General features: G+C 43.5%; 17 protein-coding genes. 7 read left to right on the top strand and 10 right to left on the bottom strand.

Features of this window, described 5'->3' with window-relative positions:
- Positions 1-6: 6 nt before the first annotated feature.
- The 4 genes from F8R90_RS13905 (at position 7) to F8R90_RS13890 (ending at position 3,202) form a co-directional block, all read left to right on the top strand.
- Entirely contained in the window at positions 7-975 is a 969-nt protein-coding gene (locus F8R90_RS13905; protein ID WP_196511243.1) for a type II restriction endonuclease, read from the top strand.
- A 496-nt stretch (positions 976-1,471) separates the two neighbouring features.
- On the top strand, positions 1,472-2,281 hold the full coding sequence (locus F8R90_RS13900; protein WP_230966306.1) for a pentapeptide repeat-containing protein: 810 nt from the start codon (positions 1,472-1,474) through the stop codon (positions 2,279-2,281).
- Positions 2,282-2,283: 2 nt separating this feature from the next.
- A complete protein-coding gene (locus F8R90_RS13895; protein ID WP_196511241.1) occupies positions 2,284-2,925 on the top strand; it encodes a nucleotidyltransferase domain-containing protein in 642 nt (213 codons plus the stop codon).
- Entirely contained in the window at positions 2,912-3,202 is a 291-nt protein-coding gene (locus tag F8R90_RS13890; RefSeq protein ID WP_196511240.1) for a hypothetical protein, read from the top strand. The genes F8R90_RS13895 and F8R90_RS13890 overlap by 14 nt, the downstream gene beginning before the upstream one ends.
- Positions 3,203-3,542: 340 nt before the next feature.
- Here F8R90_RS13890 and nifD read toward each other — a convergent pair whose 3' ends face one another.
- From nifD to nifB, 7 genes are all read right to left on the bottom strand, one after another.
- Positions 3,543-5,009 (bottom strand): nitrogenase molybdenum-iron protein alpha chain, encoded by a 1,467-nt coding sequence (gene nifD, locus F8R90_RS13885; RefSeq protein WP_196511239.1) that lies wholly within the window; start codon positions 5,007-5,009, stop codon positions 3,543-3,545.
- A gap of 163 nt (positions 5,010-5,172) precedes the next feature.
- Positions 5,173-6,066 (bottom strand): nitrogenase iron protein, encoded by an 894-nt coding sequence (gene nifH / locus F8R90_RS13880; protein ID WP_114083679.1) that lies wholly within the window; start codon positions 6,064-6,066, stop codon positions 5,173-5,175.
- Positions 6,067-6,415: 349 nt separating this feature from the next.
- The gene (locus F8R90_RS13875; RefSeq protein ID WP_185586212.1) at positions 6,416-6,772 is read right to left on the bottom strand and encodes a globin domain-containing protein; all 357 of its coding nucleotides are present in this window, start codon (positions 6,770-6,772) and stop codon (positions 6,416-6,418) included.
- 222 nt (positions 6,773-6,994) lie between these two features.
- Positions 6,995-7,894 carry a Fe-S cluster assembly protein NifU gene (gene nifU, locus F8R90_RS13870; protein WP_196511238.1) on the bottom strand — a complete coding sequence of 300 codons (900 nt, stop codon included), beginning with the start codon at positions 7,892-7,894 and terminating at the stop codon, positions 6,995-6,997.
- Positions 7,895-8,008: 114 nt separating this feature from the next.
- On the bottom strand, positions 8,009-9,217 hold the full coding sequence (gene nifS / locus F8R90_RS13865) for a cysteine desulfurase NifS (RefSeq protein ID WP_196511237.1): 1,209 nt from the start codon (positions 9,215-9,217) through the stop codon (positions 8,009-8,011).
- 30 nt (positions 9,218-9,247) lie between these two features.
- On the bottom strand, positions 9,248-9,604 hold the full coding sequence (locus F8R90_RS13860; protein WP_196511236.1) for a 4Fe-4S binding protein: 357 nt from the start codon (positions 9,602-9,604) through the stop codon (positions 9,248-9,250).
- Between the two features lie 140 nt (positions 9,605-9,744).
- Entirely contained in the window at positions 9,745-11,196 is a 1,452-nt protein-coding gene (gene nifB, locus F8R90_RS13855; protein ID WP_196511257.1) for a nitrogenase cofactor biosynthesis protein NifB, read from the bottom strand.
- 1,143 nt (positions 11,197-12,339) lie between these two features.
- On the opposite strand from nifB, the gene F8R90_RS13850 reads away from it, so the two are divergent.
- Positions 12,340-12,918, top strand: a complete 579-nt coding sequence (locus F8R90_RS13850; protein ID WP_196511235.1) for a Uma2 family endonuclease — start codon at positions 12,340-12,342, stop codon at positions 12,916-12,918.
- A gap of 228 nt (positions 12,919-13,146) precedes the next feature.
- Positions 13,147-14,091: an NAD(P)-dependent alcohol dehydrogenase gene (locus F8R90_RS13845; protein WP_196511234.1), complete on the top strand. Its 945-nt coding sequence runs from the start codon at positions 13,147-13,149 to the stop codon at positions 14,089-14,091.
- 177 nt (positions 14,092-14,268) lie between these two features.
- Here the strand turns inward: F8R90_RS13845 and F8R90_RS13840 are convergent, their stop codons facing one another.
- The 3 genes from F8R90_RS13840 to purD form a co-directional block, all read right to left on the bottom strand.
- Positions 14,269-16,149 carry a PQQ-dependent sugar dehydrogenase gene (locus F8R90_RS13840; protein WP_196511233.1) on the bottom strand — a complete coding sequence of 627 codons (1,881 nt, stop codon included), beginning with the start codon at positions 16,147-16,149 and terminating at the stop codon, positions 14,269-14,271.
- Positions 16,150-16,880: 731 nt separating this feature from the next.
- Positions 16,881-18,827 (bottom strand): two-component system sensor histidine kinase NblS, encoded by a 1,947-nt coding sequence (gene nblS / locus F8R90_RS13835; protein WP_196511232.1) that lies wholly within the window; start codon positions 18,825-18,827, stop codon positions 16,881-16,883.
- A gap of 339 nt (positions 18,828-19,166) precedes the next feature.
- Positions 19,167-20,468, bottom strand: a complete 1,302-nt coding sequence (purD, locus tag F8R90_RS13830) for a phosphoribosylamine--glycine ligase (protein ID WP_196511256.1) — start codon at positions 20,466-20,468, stop codon at positions 19,167-19,169.
- 395 nt (positions 20,469-20,863) lie between these two features.
- On the opposite strand from purD, the gene F8R90_RS13825 reads away from it, so the two are divergent.
- Positions 20,864-21,814, top strand: a complete 951-nt coding sequence (locus F8R90_RS13825) for an NAD-dependent epimerase/dehydratase family protein (protein ID WP_196511231.1) — start codon at positions 20,864-20,866, stop codon at positions 21,812-21,814.
- Positions 21,815-22,181 lie beyond the last annotated feature (367 nt).

The raw sequence follows: 22,181 nt of genomic DNA, 5'->3' as shown, positions 1-22,181 counted from the left end.
ATTCCTATGTGTTCCTATCGTAATCATCTTCAATCCATTGATGATCTTATAACAACTTATGAAGCAATCCGTGCAGGTTTTGTAGCTCTTGCACTGGAGAAAAATCGACGTGCTACGCCATTCGTCGCAGAAGCAAGGGCACTTAAAGAAGCTGCTGCTCAAGCAGAGAGTCCTGTTGAATTACTAAAGATTAAGGGCATAGAGATGGGACTGTTAACTGCGGCAGGCTTATCTGACAAATCTCTAGCGCACCTGATGTCAGAAGATAAGGTAGAAGCTATAAATGGTCTAATCAAAAATTTTCTTGAACCAGCAGGTGCAAACTTTCTAGAGGAACTGGTTTTTAGATTTTTACTGACTCGTGGTGACACCCTTGGTGGCTCAATGCGAAATGTCGGAGGCGTGTTGGCACAAAGAAAACTAACTCGTGCAATTCTCTCCACTCTGACGATCGCAGGTACAAAATACCACTGGCAACACTCAAAAAGTAAAAAGTGGATAGCCATGACAAATAATGACTCAGAAATTGAGTTATCTTTACGAGGAATAAGTTGGGAGAGTGAGATTGGCGATCGCACACTAATTTATAACCTGACTGTCCCGCTAGTTAGAAGTAATGTGGATCTATGTTTGTTTAACCTGAAACCAGCAGAGTTAGTCGCCAACAAATCTAGCACCATTGAACCATCTGTAGTTGCGCCATACGTTATGGCCCTTGGTGAACTTAAAGGGGGTATAGATCCCGCAGGCGCAGATGAACATTGGAAAACTGCACAAGCAGCACTAAATCGTATACGTGAAGCATTTTCTAGAGTAGGGCATTCACCTCTTACTTTCTTCATAGGATCAGCGATCGCTAGAAGGATGGCAGGCGAAATCTGGAATCAATTGGAAAACGGCACTCTCAGTAACGCTGCTAACCTAAATCAAGAGAACCAAGTTGCATCTATTTCTCGTTGGTTGTGCAGTCTATAAACACGTCTCTGAGTTTGTTAATTGTGTCTCTGCATCATGCGATCGCTAAAACAGTCTACTTCTTCTGCATTTCACACTCATTTCTGCGATCGCACTATCCCGTAAATTAGTTTTGTTAACACGCAATCATCGGGATTTGGGCAAAGTACCCGGATTGTTAATTGAGGATTGGACGGTTTATGCGATCGCCTAGTTTATTGTCGATTTGGGGCGATCGCTACGACGGGTTACTTATTGTGCATCTCACACAAAATCTCTAAATATGCAGTAGCGTGGTGTTGAGTTGGGGCGATCACTTTCTGTGTTTGTCTAATTGAACAGCGTACTCAAGCTTTGAAAGGTAATCTGTTAGGGGTTCAAGGTTACTAGCAACAGGTAATTAGACACGTTAGCCAGAAAGAGTCCGATGCTATCCGATGGAAAGTTTTCTCATATTCATCTGATTTAGAATAATATGCGGAAAGTTTCAGTGTAATAATTAGCCAAAAGGAATCCAATGCTATCCGAGAGCAACAGAGTTCACCAAATAGATAAAAAGTTTGATGACAACATTTCTAATGATAAGTTTATGAACCACTTATTCGTTCGTCTCGTGGCGAAAGATAAGCAGTTCACCAAGGTTGATTTCAAGTACTCAATTTTTGACACCTGCTATCTTCGAGGTTGCAAGTTTGATTCATGCGACTTCACTGGGTGTCGTTTCGTTGGAACTAATTTGCACGGGGCAAAATTTTCTGGTTGTAAGTTTGAGTACTCTACCTTTGAGAGAACTGTAGTTGATAACTACATCCTAGATACAGAATGTCCAGGCAGTGAAAACCTCAAAATGAAATTTGCCCGGACGCTACGCATGAATTACCAGCAACTCGGAGATGCCGAATCTGTTAATAAGGCAATACGTATAGAGCTACAAGCTACTGAAGTTCACTTGCATAAGGCATGGAGTTCAAAGGAGTCGTATTACAGGAAAAAATATACAGGGTTAAAGCGGCTTGAAACACTTCTAGAATGGACTAACTTCAAATTTTTTGACCTAGTATGGGGCAATGGGGAAAGCCCTTGGAAGCTGCTAAGAGCAACTATTATTATACTTTTGCTCATGTCTCTAATTGATGTTTGGGAATTCAAAAATACTCAAAGCATTTACAGTTATATACAGGCATTTATTGAAGCCCCTCAGATATTTTTAGGGACACTTTCTCCATCCGCTTATCCAAGTCCATATTTTACACTAATCTTGTTCATTAGGTTAGTTGAATTTGGTTTGTTTATGTCAATTCTTATCAAACGCTTGAATAGACGTTAATTATGCATATTTACGCATTCGGATCTATCTGTCGCGGAGATATATCGCTAGGGTCAGACGTTGATATTCTTGCAATTGTAGAAGGTTACAACTATCGTATAGATCCAGATACCTTCTCGATCTATTCTTACAAAAGAATCCAAGAAATTTGGCATGAAGGCAATCCTTTTGCGTGGCACTTGTCGCTTGAATCACGATTGCTTTTTTCCTCAGATCAACTTGATTATCTGAAAGCATTGGGAAGCCCTGAACCTTACAAAAATTGTGTTCAAGACTGTGAAAAGTTCTTTGCGCTGTTTTGCGAAGCGCATGACTCACTAATTGCTAACAACACCAGTAAAGTGTTTGATTTGTCTACTGTGTTTTTAAGCATCAGAAATATCGCAACTTGCTTCTCTCTTGGCACTAAGGATAAGGAGCGCTCAGACTTCTCTAGGAATTCTGCACTTTGCTTAGGATGTAACAGTATTCCAATTGCACTAGATTCATATCAAATTTTAGAAAGATCCCGCCTATTATGTACAAGAGGTCACGGCAAAAATATAACAGATGATGAAATAAATACCGCGATCCGAACACTTAATGAAGTGTATGAGTGGATGAATAACTTAGTGGAAAAGGCTAAAGAATATGAACGAGTTTAATAACCGTATTGCGGCTCAGAGGCAAATCCTTCAGTTGGTAAACCGCAAACAATGGGAAAAGGAAGAGCTACTAGGGCTTTCCTCCAAGGCCATCGAAAGGTGGATTTCTGTTAACCGTATCGATCCTGAATCTCGGTTAGTGGAGCTTGTTAAGACCGCTTCTGCAAAGCTCTTCTTTCTTGCCAACAAAAGCCAAGAGCAAATTTCCGATAACTACAAGATAATATCCAAAGAAATCGCGGTTATCTCTCAAACAATAGAGCAGGAAATTGGCTAACAAATCGTTGCAGCGACGGAATCGATGATGACTCGCTGCTTCATTCAGTTCCTAAACCTTCAAGATATTGTTTGTTCGTCGCCAAATCACCGGGGCTACCATCAACACAACCAGCAAATTTTTGAACTGCTAACGAAAATGAAATAGGCTAAATATCTTGGTTGGACGTAAATTTTATCTGCTACTGCTCAATTTAGTCGCTACGCTATATTTAATCTAAAAAATCGTCGTTAAAAATAGTCTTTTGTTTTACAGTTTTTCTTTGAGCAAAATGCCAGTAAATCCTAAAAACCAGACTCCATAAGAGTTATACTATCTAAAGCATCAAAACAAATTGTTCCTAGATAACCCTGCAACTTGTATTTAGGCTATAAATGGGCTGCTTTTTTCTCTCGCTGCAAAAAAACCTTACATTATATGATGTTGAGGAGCGATCGCTAGGTTCGGAGTAATCCCAAGAGTGCATTTGACGGAAAGGAAGACCCATCTTTTGGAAGACGTACTTCTCTTTCACACCAGAAGCAACTAGGTCAGGCTTCAGCGCTTTGATAAATTCCTCGAATTCGTAAGCGGTAACGTCGTCATAAACGATGGTGCCGTTTTCGATGTAGTGAGTGGTACGTTTGTAATCGTCATTATGAGCGAACTCATAACCTGTACCAATCATCTTCATGCCCAAGTCTTGGAAGGCTGGGACAACGTGGCGAGGACGTAGACCACCAACCATGATGGCAACAGTCTTACCATCCAAACGGGGGCGGTACTTAGCAATTACCGCATCCATTGTTGGCTGATACTTGGCGATAACCTTCTCAGCGTTTGCTTGGATTGTTTCGTCAAACTTGGAAGCGATTTCCCGTAAAGATTCAGCAATCTTGGTGGGGCCGAAGAAGTTGTATTCCAACCAGGGTATACCATAAGCTTCTTCCATGTGACGGCTGATGTAGTTCATCGACCGGTAACAGTGGATGAGGTTCATCTTCACGTTGGGGGTCATCAACATTTCGTTGATGGTGCCATCACCTGACCACTGAGCGACTACGCGCAAGCCGATTTCTTCTAACAGGATGCGGCTAGCCCAAGCATCTCCACCGATGTTGTAGTCACCAATGATGGCTACATCATAAGGAGTACCTTCAAACTTGAGTGTACCGTCTTTCTTAGCTTGGTCGGATCTGGTGAATACCCAGTCACGAACCATGTCGTTAGCAATGTGGTGTCCCAAAGATTGGGAAACACCCCGGAAGCCTTCGCAACGCACAGGTACAACTGGCTTGCCAATTTCTTTCGATGTCTTCCGAGCAACTGCTTCGATGTCATCCCCAATTAGACCGATGGGACATTCAGATTGAATGGAAACACCACGGTTGAGTGGGAAAAGTACATCAAGTTCTTGGATTAGCTTGACAAGTTTCTTGTCACCACCGAAAACGATATCTCTTTCTTGGAAGTCAGAGGTGAAGTGCATGGTACCAAAGGTATCAATACCTGTGGTGCCGATGTAGTAGTTACGACGACCAGACCAAGACCAGTAACCGCAACCTACAGGCCCGTGACTGATGTGAATCATGTCCTTAATAGGACCCCAAACCACACCTTTAGAACCGGCGTAAGCACAACCACGAGCGGTCATTACCCCAGGAAGGGATTTGATGTTAGACTTAACGCCGCAATCGGACTTACCTTCTTCGTATACACTTAAGTGCTTTTCCCGTTTTTTCTTAGCTTTATCGGGGTAAGCGTCTAGAACTTCTTTAATTAGTTCTTTTCTTTCTTCGATGATGTTTTGATTTTCTGGAGGTGTCATATTTAGCCTCTGTGACTCGTAAGGATCGGGGCATAGGGGGACTAGGAGTCCCCTCTAAGATTAGGGGGGAGATTAGAGGGAAAGGTAAAAGGTAAAAGGTCAAATGTGAGATTCTTCCTTTTTCCTTTTTCCTTGTGCTAAAGCGTTATTTCTTAGCAGCGACTTAGACTACAGGAGCTTCAGCAGCACTTTTGCCAACTAGCATTGCAGTATTTTCGTCGCTTTCGAGGATACCGAATTCAATCAACAATTCTTCTAGTTCTTCCATTTCGATGGGTGTAGGAATAGCTAGATTTTTGTTGTCGATAATTTTCTGAGCCAATGTCCGATATTCGTTAGCTTGGTTGCTTTCTGGTGCGTACTCGTTAACAGTCATCCGGCGCAATTCTGCGTGTTGAACAATGTTGTCGCGAGGTACGTAGTGAATCATTTGGGTGTTCAACCGTTTTGCCAAGGTTTCGATCAATTCGATTTCCCGGTCTGTGTTACGGCTGTTACAAATCAAACCACCCAAGCGCACGCCACCGGTGTGAGCATACTTAAGAACACCACGAGCAATGTTGTTAGCAGCATACATCGCCATCATTTCACCAGATGTAACGATGTAGATTTCTTGTGCCTTACCTTCGCGGATAGGCATTGCAAAACCACCACACACAACGTCACCTAATACGTCGTAAGATACGAAGTCTAGGTTTTGGTAAGCACCATTTTCTTCTAAGAAGTTGATGGCGGTGATGATACCACGACCGGCGCAACCTACACCGGGTTCTGGACCACCAGATTCTACGCAACGAACGTCACGGAAACCGGTTAACATTACTTCTTCGAGTTCGATATCTTCTACTGCACCACGTTCTGCGGCGAGGTGAAGAACGGTTGTTTGAGCCTTGCTGTGCAGCATCAAACGGGTGGAGTCAGCTTTAGGGTCGCAACCGACGATGAGGATGCGTTGACCCATTTCTGCCATAGCTGCTAAGGTGTTTTGGGAGGTGGTAGATTTACCGATACCGCCCTTACCGTAGAAAGCTATCTGTCTAATGTTTTCGTCTGTCATTGTTCGTGTTTCCCTGCAATTGGTTGGTTGGTGGGTCTGTGCGTTTGTCAGTTGCGTTCACGCCAGTTGAGCGACAGTAGTGAGCGCGTGTAGAGCATCGTTGGTAGCGTTGGCATAAATGCCTGCTGGGGGCGATCGCTCCACAGCCAAAATTATTGACAGTAAGTACATCGATCTTCCTCGTTAAAATTTTTTTCTTTTGGTTTTTTGTCCTTTGTCCTTTGTCATTTGTTCTGACAAAGAACAAAGAAAATTACGCAATTTACAAATACGTCATAATGTGTTTCAGCTTGCAAGATTCAATAGGACTTGATGTTGTTATTTGTCAACAATCAATGCATAAGTCCTATTACTTGTTCAAAATAGCGCCCTTCATATTTGTGACGCGATCTAGTGCAGCTTTGGTGTTTTCTGCTGACACTCCACGCACAGCCATTGCTTCACCGAGATGCTTGGCGATCGCATCGAAGTGTTGTTGCTGTAGATTCATTCCAGCGTGGGTTTTGTCCATTGGACGACCGCCGTATTGCTTTGGCCCTTCAAATATTTGACCTAAGAAAGCAACTAGATGATTGCGTTGCTTTGCCATATCTGTACCAGCAAAAAATGTGTTGAGGGTGCTGTCTGTGGCAATGCGTTTGTGGAGTTCATCTACTACTTGTTCAATAGCTGGTTGTCCACCAATGTTGTCGTACAATGTGCTCATATCCTGTTCCTTTGAAGCGAGTTGGATGATGAAATTTGCAAGTAGGCGCTTAATCTTTTTGCCTATATGCTGTTAGCCGTGATAGCTAATTTAGCTATCGGTTGTCGGTAGGATTGAAGCATTGATGTGGAGACAATTATATGGTTCAAATCCTACTTTCTGTTCCTGGCTGAATGCATATTAGAGCGTATTTGTAGAATACGTTAAGTCCTACAGCAATTCCTAAACTGCTTCGACTACAAGGCTCTTGCTGACACGATCTTGTAATCTGGCTTCGATCGCAATTTTCAGAGTTGCTGTACTACTAGAACAGGAACCGCAAGCGCCTTGCAGTACAACTTTAACGCGATCGCCTTCTACATCATAGAGTTCTACATCTCCCCCGTCTGCAATGAGTACGGGTCTGACTTCTTCATCGAGAACCTTTTGAATTAGAGCAATCTTTTGCACGTTTGTTAGCGATCGCTCTTTAGACGTAACAATTTCTGTGGCAACTTGTACGCCGTAGTTGTTGAGAGCAGGTGAGGCGTATTCCTGTTGAACTGATCTAATAATATCATCGATATTAGCCAGACAGGAACCGCATCCGCCACCAGCTTTCACATAATTTGTTACTTGCTCGGCATCCGTGAGATGATTTTCTAGAATCACGCGACGAATCTTAGACTCGCTGATGCCAAAGCAACTGCAAACTAATGCACCTTCATCATCATCATCGTGGGTAGCGAGAGGAATGCCACGATAATTATAGATAGCGGCTTCTAGTGCTTCTTGTCCCATGACAGAGCAATGCATCTTTGCTTCTGGTAAACCACCCAGGTAATCTGCAATGTCTTTGTTGGACACTTTCAGGGCTTCATCTAAGGTTAAACCTTTAACCATTTCGGTTAATGCACTAGAAGATGCGATCGCACTAGTACAACCAAAGGTTTGAAACCGAGCATCTAGAATCTTATCAGATTCTACTTCCACTTTCAGGTGCAATCTCAGAGCATCACCGCAAGCAATGCTGCCGATTTCACCCGTTGCAACCTTAACTCCAGCTTCGCCCGTTTCTTCAATTTCTCCCTGATTCTTGGGATCGTAAAACAGTTCTAATACTTTATCGGTGTAGTCCCACATAATGAATTTTAGATTTTAGATTTTGGATTTTAGATTGGGGGATTGGGTACTGGGTAGTGGGTATTGGGAAAATTCTTCCTTAATTCCCAGTCCCTAATCCCCAGTCCCTAGTCCCTAACGATGCGCTAGTGCTTGTTCTTGTCCTTGCAACCAACCTGCATCATCATTTTTGAAGGGTGAGAGGGCGCGTAGACGTTCTACAATACTGGGCATTACTTCTATTACTTGATCGATTTCGGCTTCTGTAGTGTAGCGACAAAGACTGAAGCGAATTGAACCGTGCAAAGTTGTGTAGGGTAAGCCCATTGCCCGCAGGACGTGGGAGGGTTCTAGAGAACCGGAGGTACAAGCAGAACCGGATGATGCACAGATACCGTATTTGTTCAATAACAGTAGGATTGCTTCACCTTCGATGTACTTGAAGCCGATATTGGTTGTGTTTGGCAATCTCTGCGTAACGTCACCGTTAACGACACAATCGGGGATTTTAGCGAGTAAAGTTTGTTCGAGGCGATCGCGCAGCTTTCTTTCTCTTGCAGTCGCTTCTTCTAAGTGTAACAGTTCTAGTTCCGCAGCTTTGCCCAAGGCGATAATTGCTGGAACATTCTCAGTTCCCGCCCTCCGTCCGCGTTCTTGGTGTCCCCCAATCATGAAGGGACGGAACCGAACCCCGCGCCGGATATATAAAGCACCAATTCCTTTAGGCCCGTGAAGCTTGTGACCAGACAGGGTTAACATATCCACCGTGCTAGTCTTCATATTCAACGGGATTTTTCCCACTGCTTGCACCGCATCTACATGGAAGATAGCACCATATTCTTTTACGCGCAACCCAATTTGCTCAATCGGGAAAATCGTTCCGGTTTCGTTATTAGCATACATAATTGTCACCAGGGCGGTGTTACCCGTCAAGGAAGCTTCTAGTTCATCTAGATCCAGCTGCCCTTGATGATTTACTGATAGATAGGTAACACTATAACCTTGGGTTTCTAATTGTTTGCAGACATTGAGTACTGCGGGGTGTTCAACTTGAGTAGTGACGATGTGTCGCTTTTCTGGTTGTGCCAACAGTGCGGCTCGAATCGCCGCGTTATCTCCTTCAGTACCACAACTTGTGTAGACAATTTCTGACTCATCGGCTCCCAGGATGGCTGCAAGTTGTTCTCTTGCTGTTCTCACTGCTTTACCGACTTGCCCACCAAAGGTATGCATACTGGAGGGATTGCCGTAATAATCCGTCAGGTAAGGTAGCATTACCTCTATAACTTCTGGGTCTACCTTAGTGGTGGCATTATTATCGAGATAGATGCAGTTATTTTGCATTGTTGTCTTCAATTAAGAATTACGAATTATTTAAGCTTCTGCTGCCATTTTTTGGGGTTGGCGTTTTTGCAACTGTTCCGAGTATTTCTGGGAATAACAGTTAAACCAACGTTCCCAGTAATCTTGTTTATTTGTTAATTTAGCAACTACGCGGTTGTAGTTAGCAAACCAGCCTTCCCAGTAATCGCTAGGCTGCTTAACGCAACCGTCGCAGGTGGGACAACCAGCTTTACACTGAGGCACGGTATGAATGCTACCAACACAGTTTGTACAAAGTTCAGGGTCAATCCAGTGCTGTCCGTCAACTACTTTAACTGCATTTGTGGGACATACCGTTAGACAGAGATTGCAGGAAATACACTGGCTAGTAAGAATTTTGTAAGCCATGATTTATTCTCCTTTTTTGGGAATGGGGCATCCCTTCGGCTTCGCTCAGGGCAAGTGGGCATTGGGCATTGAGGATTGGGTTTAGGGGAGGGCATTGAGGATAATTCTTATCCCATGCCCCATGCCCTATGCCCCATGCCCTATTCGTTATTCCCTAATTCCTTAACGTATTGCTCGTAAAACTCTAAAGCAACCTTTTCAATCACGTCGTAAGCTTCAACAGTCTTGATTCCAGCTTCTTGCAATTTTTCTTGAGGACAGTTACCAATCTTGGAGACTAAAACTGCTTTGCAATCTGCGATCGCTTTCATAATATGCTCAAAAGAAGCTTCTTCGCCGTATCCACCTTGGCAGTATTGGTCAATTTTGCGATGACTGACAAAGCGAACTTCGTCCCCACCCACTTCGTAAATTTGGAATTCTTTCGCATGACCGAAGTGTTGGTTAACCAATCCACCGCCTTTGGTTGCTACTGCAACTAAGATTTTAGGACTGTTAGCAAATTTCTTCCCGGCTAGCGCCTTGTCTTTGGCTACTTTAAGTTCTTCTTTAAACTTCTCAATCCCTTCGTGAACAGTAGCGCGTTGTTCCATGTCGTATTCTGGAGTCATTTCCAAGAATTTCTCTTTGGAAAACTCCTGGCTGCGGTCTTCTCCCAATAATCCGACTGCATCGGCACGGCACTGGCGACAGTGACGCATCATTTTCATGTTACCGGAGCAGTTGTCTTGAACTTCTTTGAGTTCTTTGGGTGTGGGGCCGCGTTGACCGGTTAAACCAAAGTGTGTGCCATGTTCTGGTGCAGAAATCAATGGCATGATGTTGTGTAAGAATGCACCTTTCTCACGAATGACTCGATTCACTTCAACTAAGTGATGGTCATTAATTCCGGGAATCATCACGGAGTTGACTTTGCACAAGATGTCAGCATCTTTGAGGGCTTGTAATCCTTCCATCTGTCTTTCGTGGAGAATTCTTGCGCCTTCAATGCCTCTATAACGCTTGCGTCTGTAGTGAACCCAAGGATAAATCTTAGCACCGATCTCTGGATCTACCATGTTAATGGTGATCGTCACGTGATCTATATTTAATTGTTTAATGCGATCGATGTAATCTGGCAGCATTAAACCATTGGTTGATAAGCACAGCTTGATGTCTGGTGCTTGCTCTGCAATCAACTCAAATGTGCGGAAAGTCTTTTCTGGGTTCGCCAGAGGGTCGCCAGGGCCGGCAATTCCCACAACTGTCATTTGGGGAATCTTGCCGCCAATGACCAAAGCTTTGTGTGCTGCTTGTTCTGGTGTTAGCAATTCGCTAACTACTCCAGGACGGCTTTCGTTAGCGCAATCATATTTGCGGTTGCAATAGTTGCATTGAATGTTGCAAGCTGGTGCAACTGCAACGTGCATCCGGGCGTAGTGGTGATGAGCGTCTTCGCTGTAGCAGGGATGTTTAGCAATGCGTTCTTGGAGCTTTTCGTCCCTTTCCACGGTGGTGCTGGTGGTGCTGTCACAGCCGCAACCACCTGATTTTGCTTGGGTTGGCGATTCCGTAGCGTTGGAGTTGAGGAGTCGTGTAGACGGTGATGTCATTGAGTTTCGCAAAAGGTCGGTGGACTTGGCTGCCACTGTGGGAGATGTTGTTGCTACTCTTTCATGCCCAGAATTGAAGTCGCGTCTTCCACACTGCCTGCAAACCCTTGGGTGAGGGCGACTTGTTTTCAAGTCAGGCAGGCGATAGATATCTGATGTTCGGCTGGTGTGTGTCAACGTTCGGTTCTTGGGTAGAATTTGTGCTTACAGCCGCGACTTCTCTTCACTTCAGGCATGGTGCTATGTCATCCCTCCACTCACTTTTCGCTTTGTTTTGTTTCAGAGCGTTAAGTGATTGGCGATAAAAGATTTATATCAGCCGTCTTGAAGCTAGGCGATATGTGTATCTAGGATAGAATTTATTGGATTTATTACATTTGTACTCAAATACTAAAAACCCTAATTCTTAAAGCATTACAAGAATTAAAAAAGTTTTTTTCGGGTAGGGGTTCTAGTATTTTTTGGTTGGGGTTCTAGTGTTTATAGATAGGGGTTCAGGATTTCTTTGTACTCAGCTAAAACCCAATCCCAACAAGGAATTTAATCTACTTGTAACTGGGTTTGGGTTATTTTAATGTGTACTCAGATTGCCCTCAAATTCCGTCAAAAGCAGTCAAGACCAAGGGTTTGAGGGTGAAAAACTGGAGTAGTCTACATCGTTCTACTCCAGAAACGTGCGAAATTCAATTCTGTATCTAACATATCATTTTTTTGAGGGTAAAAATGCAATTCATATTTTTTTAATTTTTGCTTTGACAATGATATTCAATTGTGGTTCTAAGTCTTATCTGATAAGCCATATAAGCTAATGGGGATAGGTGTGTTGCTGCACATAATTTTCAAAAAACTTAACTTTCAACTCCTTTTTTTCATTCCCACAATGAGGAGATGGGTAAAAAATTCTCAGATTTTGTGTTTAAGAGAAACAACAAACTACAATCTAACATGATTGAGCGATCGCAATGAATTTTCTGAATTGCTCACTACAAACCTTTGCAAAAAACCTAACCCCCTTCCTGATGCAGGAAGAAGAAAAGTTTAAAGTCTCTCTTCTTTTCAGAGAGAGGTTTTCCAGATACCGTTCTTTGTTGCTGATACTATTTGGCTACAATCAAACCAAGCGTAAAAAATCTTAGTTTCGTTATGATAGCCATCCCCCAACAGCCGCCAAAAATGACCGTTGAGGAATATCTAGAATGGGAACCTCAGCAAGACCTTCGCTACGAATATGCCAATGGCGAAGTGTTTGCGATGACAGGTGGTACAATTCCCCATAACGACATTGCACTAAATCTCTACAGAGCTTTGTACCCTCATCTGCGTTCCAGAGGTTGTCGAGTGAATGTGTCAGATGTGAAAATGCAACTCACGCCCCAGAGCCGCTATTATTATCCTGATGTTATTGTCAGTTGCGACCCTGAAGACCTGAATGCCCGCAACTTTATTCAACATCCCAAGCTGATTGTCGAAGTTCTTTCCCCAGGTACAAACGCTAAAGACCGGGGTGAAAAATTTACTTATTATCTGACAATCCCCAGTTTGCAAGAATATCTCTTGATTGACTCGGAAAAAATCTCTGTTGAGCGTTACTGTCGGGGTGAGGGTAAGATGTGGCTTTACTATCCCTACACGGCTGGAGATATCGTCACTTTATCGAGCATTGAGTTTGAATGTCCAATTGAACTGGTGTATGAAGGTGTTGTATTTACGACTGACGAATAAAGATAATGGGTTTTATCGAAACGTTTTAAAAAGTCCCGACTACACAAGCAAAATCCACCTCCGTGGATTCAGAGATAATCAGCCTTGCGACACCGATAGCGAGTCCGCGTTCGCGCAGCTTCTCGTAGAGAGCGTCATAGCCCATCATAGACATCGCTACACTAGATTTATCAGGAAAAACAGGCTGTCTGAGTTGTATGAGTCAAACAGGGTAGCAGGAGGAATGCGATGAAAGCAGTCGTTATCCGTCGGTATGGCGCGGCTGAGGTGTTGCACTATGAAGATGTGGAGCAGCCGAAAATTGAACTAACGCAGTTACTTGTGAAAGTTCGTGCTAGTAGTGTTAATCCCATTGATTGGAAAATCCGTAAAGGGATGTTGAGTTTGATTAGCGGCAGCAATTTTCCAAAGATTCTGGGGTTTGATGTGGCGGGAGATGTGGTAGCAGTTGGCTCTGGTGTCACGCATTTTAAAGCAGGAGATGCTATTTATGGCAGTACTAGCTTTCCTGGAGGAGGTTATGCCGAATTTGCAGCCGTCCCAGAAAACTTGGTGGCTCTCAAACCAACAAATTTATCCTATGAAGAAGCTGCGGCTGTGCCTTTAGCAGCGCTCACGGCTCTGCAAGCGCTGCGAAATGAGGGAAATATTCAAACAGGACAAACTGTTTTGATTAATGGTGCTGCGGGTGGTGTAGGCAGTTTTGCAGTACAAATTGCTAAGGCTTTAGGGGCAATAGTGACGGGAGTTAGCAGTACTAAAAACTTGGATTTGGTGAAATCTCTGGGAGCAAATCGCGTGATTGATTATACGCAGCAAGATTTTACCCAAGATATAGCGCAGTATGACATTATCTTTGATGCAGTGGGTAAGCGATCGCTCTCACAAACCAAAAGAGTCCTCAAACCCAACGGAATTTATATCACCACGCTACCCAGCCCTGAAGTCTTCTTAGAGGGCATCTTAACAGCATTCCTTCCCGGTCAAAAAGCGAAATTTATCCTAGAAAAACCCAACACTCAGGACTTGGTTTATCTGAAAGAATTGATTGAAGCGGGTAAAATTCGTGTGGTGATTGATCGCACATATCCCTTAGAAGAACTAGCGGCGGCTCATGATTATAGCGAAACTGGGCGTGCAGTGGGAAAAATTGCGATCGCAGTTTCTAGTTGACTTTCCAAAGATCCTCTCAGACCTTTTTAAATTTTGGATTTTAAATTATTCAATCCCTTCGGGTGACGCTCGTTCGCTCTTAGCGTCTCTCCTTCTCCCAAAGGGGAGACGCTAGCGCCAAGGGAGAAGACCGCGCTGCTTCACCAAAATCCAAAATTTAAAATTCGGTGACTGGTGCTATTTGACTTCTATAAACGAGATTATGTTATCTAAGTCAGCTCCTAAAGATTTATAATCACCACCACTAAACTCACGGCATCGACCGCCTGTTTCATGTTGGCATACACGTACCACTGTACCCGGTGGTACACTTAATGAGCTAATAGCATCATTACCAACAACCTTTAAGTCACCTTGGTTAGCTTTGTATACTCCTGGGCTTGTAGGAAATGACTGGGAAACTCCAGCAAAATTAGGTTCACTGTAGACCTTAACCTGTACTGACGGGTTGACCTCTATAAACGAGATGATGTTATCTAAGTCAGCTCCAACGGAGTTATAGTCACCAGCACTAAACTCACGGCATCGACCACCGGTTTCATGTTGGCAAACACGTACCACTGTACCCGGTGGTACACTTAATGAGCTAATAGCATCATTACCAACAACCTTTAAGTCACCTTGGTTAGCCTTGTATACTCCTGGGCTTGTAGGAAATGACTGGGAAACTCCAGTAAAATTAGGGTCACTGTAGACCTTAACCTGTTCTGACGGCGTGGAGGAGAGATTATAGGATAGCTTGTAGATGGTGCCGCTGTAGTCATCCGAAATTAACAAATTACCTTGCTGGTCAACTACCATATCCACGGGTCGTCCCCAGACTTCTTGCGTTTCGGGAACTAGCCAACCATTGACTAAATCCATTTCCTCCCCTAGACTCTTTGTCGTACTGTTCCAGGGAAAGTAAGCTATTTTGTAGCCCGTTTTCTTCTGCCGATTCCATGAACCATGCAGCCCCGTTACTGCCCCACTTGCGTACAGGCTGGGAAACTGAGTATTTTGTAAGAATGTTAGCCCCAAGGGAGCCGAATGGGCTTGGATACCTTTGTCAATCCTGTCCATTGCATTGCAATTAACACGTCCATCAGCATTGAACTGATAGTCTCGGTCAAACGGCATATTGTTGAGGCCAGTTGGCGTGTCAGGATTAGGGTTGCAGAATGGCCAACCGTAGTTACCGCCATCTCGGACTTTTGTAAACTCCTCTGGCGGGTGGTTGTCTACGTAAGAGGGGATAATCTTACCGTAATTGCCACTGCTATCGTTGAAGGGATAGGCGATGTTATCTCGATTATTAACGACTACCCAAAGGTCATTTGTGCCAGGCAAGAATGCTAACCCTTCGGCATTACGTAATCCTTCGGCAAAAAGCCGCTGATTGGTTCCATCAGCGTCATACACGTAAATCGCACCACGCTTTGGGTAACTGACAGTATCTTCCAGGCAGGCATTGCACGTAGAGGCAATCGACACGTAGAGTTTGTGGTTGGAATCAAGTGCAATATTTTTCAGTTCGTGACCATAAGAGCCTTTGAGTTCTGATGTGCTGCTGTCTGGTAAACCAATTACAACGATTTGACGATTTTTGGCGATTAGGTCTCCAGAGTTGTAGATGAAGCGGTTAATTTGATGAGTCTCTGAGATATAAATGTATGTGGTATCGCCAATTTTATGAAACACAATATCGTGTGGTTTGCGTAGACCTGTCACGAAGTCAGAAATAATTGGGTCTTTGCTGCCATTTGGCCGGACAATTAACACTTTACCCGTACTGGGCTGTGACACTAGAAGATCCCCATTGGGAGCAACTGCCATAAAGCGAGCTTGCTTAATGCGAGCATAAACAGAGATAGAGAAATTGGGCGGCACTTTTAAGTAACGGTTAGTATTAAACGGTTCATAAGACATTGTGCTAGGCACTTTCAGATTGGTTTCAACAGACGCAGGGGGTGGGTTGCCGAACGCTGCGGTGGGAACAACCTCTAAGGACAAAAAACTAACTAGTGATGCAGATATTATGCGTCTGAGTATCTGTGTTGGTTTTAGAGCAAACATCATGATTCTGAATTTCCCTCTAGCATTGTGGTGATTTATGTTACACATAACTCTCGGCTAGCCGATTTTTCCGAGAGTTAGAACAAACATTACTCAGAGGTAATAGTTTTTGAGAACACTTCGTTAAATATATTTATATACCCGTATTTTTCTTAATTTATCAAAAAATGGGTGAATCGGAAGTTAGGCAGAGCGATCGCTCTTTCAAACCAAAAGAGTCCTCAAACCCAAGGGAATTATCACCCCCGAAACCATTATGTATAGAGCTTTAACAGCATTTATCTCCAGTCAAAAAGTCAAGTTTGTGTTTGAACAACCCAACCCTGAAGACTTGGTTTTTCTCAAATAATTGATTGAATCTGGCAAAATTCATGTGGTGATTAATTGCACATATACCCTAGTACAAGTAGCAGTGCGTGAAGATTGTAGCAAGAGTGAGCGTGCTGTGAGGGAAATTGCGTAGGCGAAGCCCGTCGTAGACATCGCAGTTAGCAATTGATCTGAAAAATCAACGCGAAACCTCACCCCTTAACCCTCTTCCTTTATAGCTATCCATTCGTAATGTAGACGGTGGGAGGATAACAGAAGTAAATAACGGCAGCATGATTAACTTGAGAGACAGAAAATGTACTCAGGTATAGCCTAAAAGGAGAGAGGTGAGAGTGTATTGCATACAAGCGATAACCCTTATAAGGAATGGTCAAAAATGACAAACAATGCCCAATCCCTAATCTTCAGGCTATGGTGATTTTGGATGTTTCAATAATAGGTTCAACTTGTATCGGTGGCGCTTTTTCTTCAAAGGCGGCTAAGTCGAACCAAAAAGTGGTGCCAATGCCGACTTCACTCACCAGATGGACTTTACTACGATGTCTATCGATGATATTTCTGACAATCGATAAACCTAAACCCGTGCCTTCTAGGGTGTGAACTCGGTTTTCTACGCGGAAGAAGCGTTCAAAAATTGAGTGTTGATCTTCTGTGGCAATGCCAATTCCAGTATCGGAAATTTCAATCCGCACTGGAGAAGAAAGGGTGTGACTGGGTTTGAAATCTAGTTGGTAGGCACGGATTGCTACTTTACCACCGGCTTTGGTGAATTTAAGGGCATTACCAATCAGGTTGCCAAACACTTGTACTAACAGATCATAATTACCCATTACCAGGGGCAAATTAGGAGCAACTTCCTGCAAAAGTTCAACACCTTTATCTTTAGCGTTGAGTTGGTAAGTACGCAGTGTTTGCTCGATCGCTTGGGCTAAATCCACGCCATCGAAGTTGTACTGGCGACCAGATTCGAGTTTTGACAAATCCAAAACATCATTAACTAGGCGGGTTAGGCGATCGGTTTCATGGTTCACTGTTTGCAGAAACTCTTGGCGTTCTTGTAAAGCTAAGTCTTCGCCGTAGTCGTGCAGGGTTTCAATATAAGTTTTGATGTTGAATAGAGGCGTTCGCAGTTCGTGAGAAACGTTGCTGATAAATTGGCTTTTTGCATCGTTTAATTCCACCTCACGGGTTATATCTTGGACAGTAATCGCAATGCCTTTGATGCTTTCTCTTTGCACGTTGAGTACTGTAGTCAAGAGAATGCGGATCGTTCGTGGGATGGGTTGGTTAATAAAAATTCGGAATTCGGCGCTTTCGCATTCGCCTGCGGCCATTTCGTACAATGGGCGGGTGATTTCCATTTGTACCGCTGGGGGCAAGTGATGTAATACATTTTGGCCTACCACATCAGCTGCTTCCCAGCCAAAAATTCGCTGTGCTGTGGGGTTGACTAAAATCACCTGCATGTTGTTATCAATCAACACAGCACCATCTGCGATCGTTGAAACTAGGGTTTCTAGCTTGGCTTTTTCTGCGGTCAGTTCCTCAATATTCTGTTCTTCATAGCGCTCTAATCGCTCTGCCATCTCATTAAAGCTTAAAATTAACTCCCCCAGTTCGCCCCCTAAAGGTAAATCAATGCGCTGTTTGAAATTCCCGGTAGCAATTTGCTTCACCCCTACCAGCAGTTCTTTAATGGGCTTGGTGATGGTTAAGGCGTTAATTACACCTGCCAAAATCACCATTACCCAAATCGTGATAAAAACGGCAATGGTAACATCGCGGGTAAAATTGGTGGAAATGACAGCAGTCTGATTGGGGTTGATACCGATCGCTAATACACCTAAATATTTTTTATTGACGATCAGGGGAATAAATACATCGGTGACTGTTCCATCTGGGGTCATGTGTTGCCGCACCATCGGCTTTTCCCCATCACCAGGGTAATCTTCTGGCAGTTGTATTCGCCGCTTAATGGTAAGGGAGTTTTCTACCTCCGCTTCCCAAAAAGGAATGCCAAAAAAGATTTCCCCGGTTTCATCAGCGTAAAGCATATAACGCACACTAGAGGTGCTGCTGTAGAAGCGTTGAGAAAATTGGGCGACCTCAGTCAGATTATTGTCAGCAACTAGGGGGGCAACATTGGCAGCAAGTAGCAACCCCAAGTCACGACCAAAGCGGGTGTCATTCATCCGCGCATCCTGCTGAATTGTATTCACAGCCCAGAAGGTCAGACCACTCATCACCAATGAAACTACCATTGTGGCCACAGCCAATAATTTGGTCTGGAGTGTGAACTCCGACCACCAAGTAGCGATCGCATGTCGAATTGTTTTTAACAGACTTAGCATCTTAAATAAAGTTGTTAGTAGTCTTTGTTATAAAGCCCAACAACTAAAAAATTAACAGTTAATTTGACAAACATGTAAGGGGACAGAGAGAGATGGGAAACTCCAGGGAATATTCCTGTAAGGTAGTCTTAACGAATTTACCTCATTTCAGCCATCCGAGTTAATATCCAGTTGAGGATGAACGCGTTAAGCCTCATTTTTGTGACTATTGGTTATGCACAGATGAGCAGTCTAACAAAAATCCAACCTGTCGTGATTTTGAGCTAGTTGTCCGCCTCAGGTTAGCGGCTGCTAGTAAACACATCAGACTGCATTTAAATTGAATACCTTAGCGATCGCTTATGGGGTTTTCCCCTCTTGCTTATCACTCGCTACTCTATGCCCAATATCTCTCCGGTAATATATCCCCTCAAACTGAATATATTTGATCCCTGCGTAGGCTTGAGCGATCGCTTGCTCAAAATTTTCTCCGATCCCGGTCACATTTAATACTCGACCCCCATCTGTCACTAATTCTTGTTGCTGGTTCAACTTCGTACCTGCATGAAATACGGTTGCTCCTGTTGCCTCTGCCTCACCAATGCCAGTAATGACCTGGCCTTTTTCATATTCTCCGGGATAACCGCCTGAAGCTGCAACGACAGTGGCAGATGCTCCCGCTTTCCAAGCAATGGGCGGCAATTCACTTAACCGCTGTTGTACACAAGCTAGAATCAATTCTTCTAGAGGTGTTGCTAAGAGTGGCAAAATCACCTGAGTTTCGGGATCGCCGAAGCGACAGTTAAATTCCAAAACCTTCAAGTCGCCATCGGGTGCAATCATTAACCCAGCATACAGTACACCTCGGTAATCAATGCCTTTAGCTCGTAAGGTTGCGATCGCTCTTTCTAAGACTTCTGTTTGAATGCGTGCCATCAACTCTGGTGTAGCAATGGGTGCTGGGGCATAGGCTCCCATCCCACCAGTATTTTCTCCCCTATCGCCGTCACCAATTCGCTTATGGTCTTGAGCTGGCAGCAAGGGTCGAATTGTTAACCCATCCGTTAACGCTAAAACTGACACCTCTTGCCCAATCAAACATTCTTCAATGACGACAAATTCACCAGCACTGCCAAATTGTCCCTGAAAAATTGCATCAACGGCAGTTTCTGCCTGTTCAACTGTTTCGGCCACTATTACACCCTTACCAGCCGCCAAGCCATCAGCTTTGACGACTATTGGCACTCCTTGAGATTGGATGTAAGATTTTGCTGCTGCTGCCTGCGTAAATACCGCAGCCTGCGCCGTCGGAATTCCCGCTTCTTGCATCAGGGCTTTTGCCCAAGCTTTACTCGCCTCAATTTGCGCTCCTGCTCTGACTGGACCAAATACCATTAATCCTTTATCTTGGAGGTAATCTGTGATTCCCTTCGCCAAAGGCACTTCTGGTCCAACTATCACCAGAGTTATGCCATGTTCTAGAGCATATCGGCTCATGCCCTCAAAATCATCGACTGCTAGGGGCAAGTTCTGGCAACGTTCCATACTTGCTGTACCCCCATTCCCTGGCACACAGACAACTTGCTCAATTTGCTTAGATTGCAACAGTTTCCATGCCAGAGCGTGTTCGCGCCCTCCGTTACCTACAACTAAAACTTTCACTGCTTTCCTCGTGCGTTCCTTGCGAAACGAGAATACCTGATTCGGCTCTCGCGGATCAATTTTTTCACCAATGATCACACTTGTACAAGCCCCCTCATGACTAAAAAGGCTGAGAAGGAGGGTGCAAGAAGGAATATAGCTATCGAATTTTTACTGTATTTATTTTTAAAATCTAATTTAGTGAATTAGTAGAATTTTAAATGTTATTAATAGCAATAATTCAATAAATATACTTAGATCATTCCAGTGTAAGTACAATATTTAAGTATTTATGATGATTTTTTGGAGCATTGAAATAATTGAGAAAAAAATCATCTTCAGGTAATGACGATCATTGATTACAAGTATTAACCTGTGAATATGGAGATTAATGAAAATATCAAAAAATAGGCAACATGGCTAAAATTATTGTTACTGGAGCCGCTGGCTTTATTGGCTCTCATCTTGCAGAAACATTGCTGCAACAAGGAGAAGAAGTGATCGGGATTGATGAATTCAATGATTACTACGATCCTATGTTAAAGCTTAAGAATGTTGCACACTTACATCAGTCACCTGGCTTTACATTAATTGAAGGAGATATGCAGTTTTTAGATTGGCAGAAACTCCTAAAAGATGTTGATGTAGTTTACCATCAAGCAGCACAAGCAGGTGTCAGAGCGAGTTGGGGTAAAGCTTTTCGAGGTTACACAGAACGAAATATTAACGCTACACAAATTTTGCTAGAAGCAGCCAAAGATGCTACAGACCTGAAAAGATTAGTGTTTGCCTCTTCATCAAGTGTATATGGTGATGCAGAAACATTACCCACCCACGAGGGAATTTGCCCTCAACCAGTTTCTCCTTACGGCATTACTAAGCTAGCGGCTGAAACTTTGTGCAGACTGTATCACAAAAACTTTGGTGTGCCATGTGTATCATTGCGGTATTTCACTGTTTATGGCCCCAAACAGCGCCCAGATATGGCATTTCATAAGTTCTTTAAATCCATTTTACAGGATGAGGCGATTCCTATTTACGGCGATGGACAGCAAACGCGGGAGTTTACGTTTGTTAGTGATGTCGTCGCCGCCAATTTAGCCGCCGCCTCCGCACCCGAAGCAGTGGGAGAAATCTTTAATATCGGTGGCGGTAGCAGGGTGGTTTTAGCAGAAGTCTTAGATACGATTGAAGAAATTGTTGGGAAACCAATTAAAAGAAACCACATAGAAAAAGCTATGGGAGACGCCCGCCACACTGGTGCTGATGTATCTAAAGCGCAGAGAATTCTGGGATATCAGCCGCAAGTCTCTCTTAAAGAGGGTTTGACACAGGAATGGCATTGGATTAATTCGTTGTATACCTGATAGGATTTCACCATATTGCTAAAAATTAATCCGCTTGGGTTAGTAGGGACGCACAGCTGTGCGTCCTACAGGGGATTGTGGTTCAAATAAATGAAAAAGGCTGTAATTCCCTATTTTTTATCCCAATACGGTTCAGTTAAGGCTTAACTATTTGGGTTCTTCCGGTGCTTTTATGGTGGTTACTAAATTTTAGTAAATTTTACTAACTATATTTTAATGATATTTATCCTTAAAATATAGGCTGTATAAGCATTACAGCAGTTTCACGTATACTGAAATAATCCAAATAGCATGATTTATACTATAACACAGTAAAAATTAAGGCTTTCACACAGTGTGCCGTAGGTATCGCTATGAAATTTACTGT

The sequence above is a fragment of the Nostoc sp. NZL genome, assembly GCF_015714705.1.
In the GTDB taxonomy this organism is placed as follows: domain Bacteria; phylum Cyanobacteriota; class Cyanobacteriia; order Cyanobacteriales; family Nostocaceae; genus Nostoc; species Nostoc foliaceum_A.
The sequence above is the reverse complement of the archived record's forward strand: the minus strand, read 5'-3'. Positions and strand labels throughout refer to the sequence as shown.

Coding starts and splice junctions, on each gene's coding strand:
- F8R90_RS13905 (WP_196511243.1), top strand. CDS start 7: ATGTGTTCCTATCGTAATCATCTTCAATCCATTGATGATCTTATAACA.
- F8R90_RS13900 (WP_230966306.1), top strand. CDS start 1,472: ATGCTATCCGAGAGCAACAGAGTTCACCAAATAGATAAAAAGTTTGAT.
- F8R90_RS13895 (WP_196511241.1), top strand. CDS start 2,284: ATGCATATTTACGCATTCGGATCTATCTGTCGCGGAGATATATCGCTA.
- F8R90_RS13890 (WP_196511240.1), top strand. CDS start 2,912: ATGAACGAGTTTAATAACCGTATTGCGGCTCAGAGGCAAATCCTTCAG.
- nifD (WP_196511239.1), bottom strand. CDS start 5,009: ATGACACCTCCAGAAAATCAAAACATCATCGAAGAAAGAAAAGAACTA.
- nifH (WP_114083679.1), bottom strand. CDS start 6,066: ATGACAGACGAAAACATTAGACAGATAGCTTTCTACGGTAAGGGCGGT.
- F8R90_RS13875 (WP_185586212.1), bottom strand. CDS start 6,772: ATGAGCACATTGTACGACAACATTGGTGGACAACCAGCTATTGAACAA.
- nifU (WP_196511238.1), bottom strand. CDS start 7,894: ATGTGGGACTACACCGATAAAGTATTAGAACTGTTTTACGATCCCAAG.
- nifS (WP_196511237.1), bottom strand. CDS start 9,217: ATGCAAAATAACTGCATCTATCTCGATAATAATGCCACCACTAAGGTA.
- F8R90_RS13860 (WP_196511236.1), bottom strand. CDS start 9,604: ATGGCTTACAAAATTCTTACTAGCCAGTGTATTTCCTGCAATCTCTGT.
- nifB (WP_196511257.1), bottom strand. CDS start 11,196: ATGACATCACCGTCTACACGACTCCTCAACTCCAACGCTACGGAATCG.
- F8R90_RS13850 (WP_196511235.1), top strand. CDS start 12,340: ATGATAGCCATCCCCCAACAGCCGCCAAAAATGACCGTTGAGGAATAT.
- F8R90_RS13845 (WP_196511234.1), top strand. CDS start 13,147: ATGAAAGCAGTCGTTATCCGTCGGTATGGCGCGGCTGAGGTGTTGCAC.
- F8R90_RS13840 (WP_196511233.1), bottom strand. CDS start 16,149: ATGATGTTTGCTCTAAAACCAACACAGATACTCAGACGCATAATATCT.
- nblS (WP_196511232.1), bottom strand. CDS start 18,827: ATGCTAAGTCTGTTAAAAACAATTCGACATGCGATCGCTACTTGGTGG.
- F8R90_RS13825 (WP_196511231.1), top strand. CDS start 20,864: ATGGCTAAAATTATTGTTACTGGAGCCGCTGGCTTTATTGGCTCTCAT.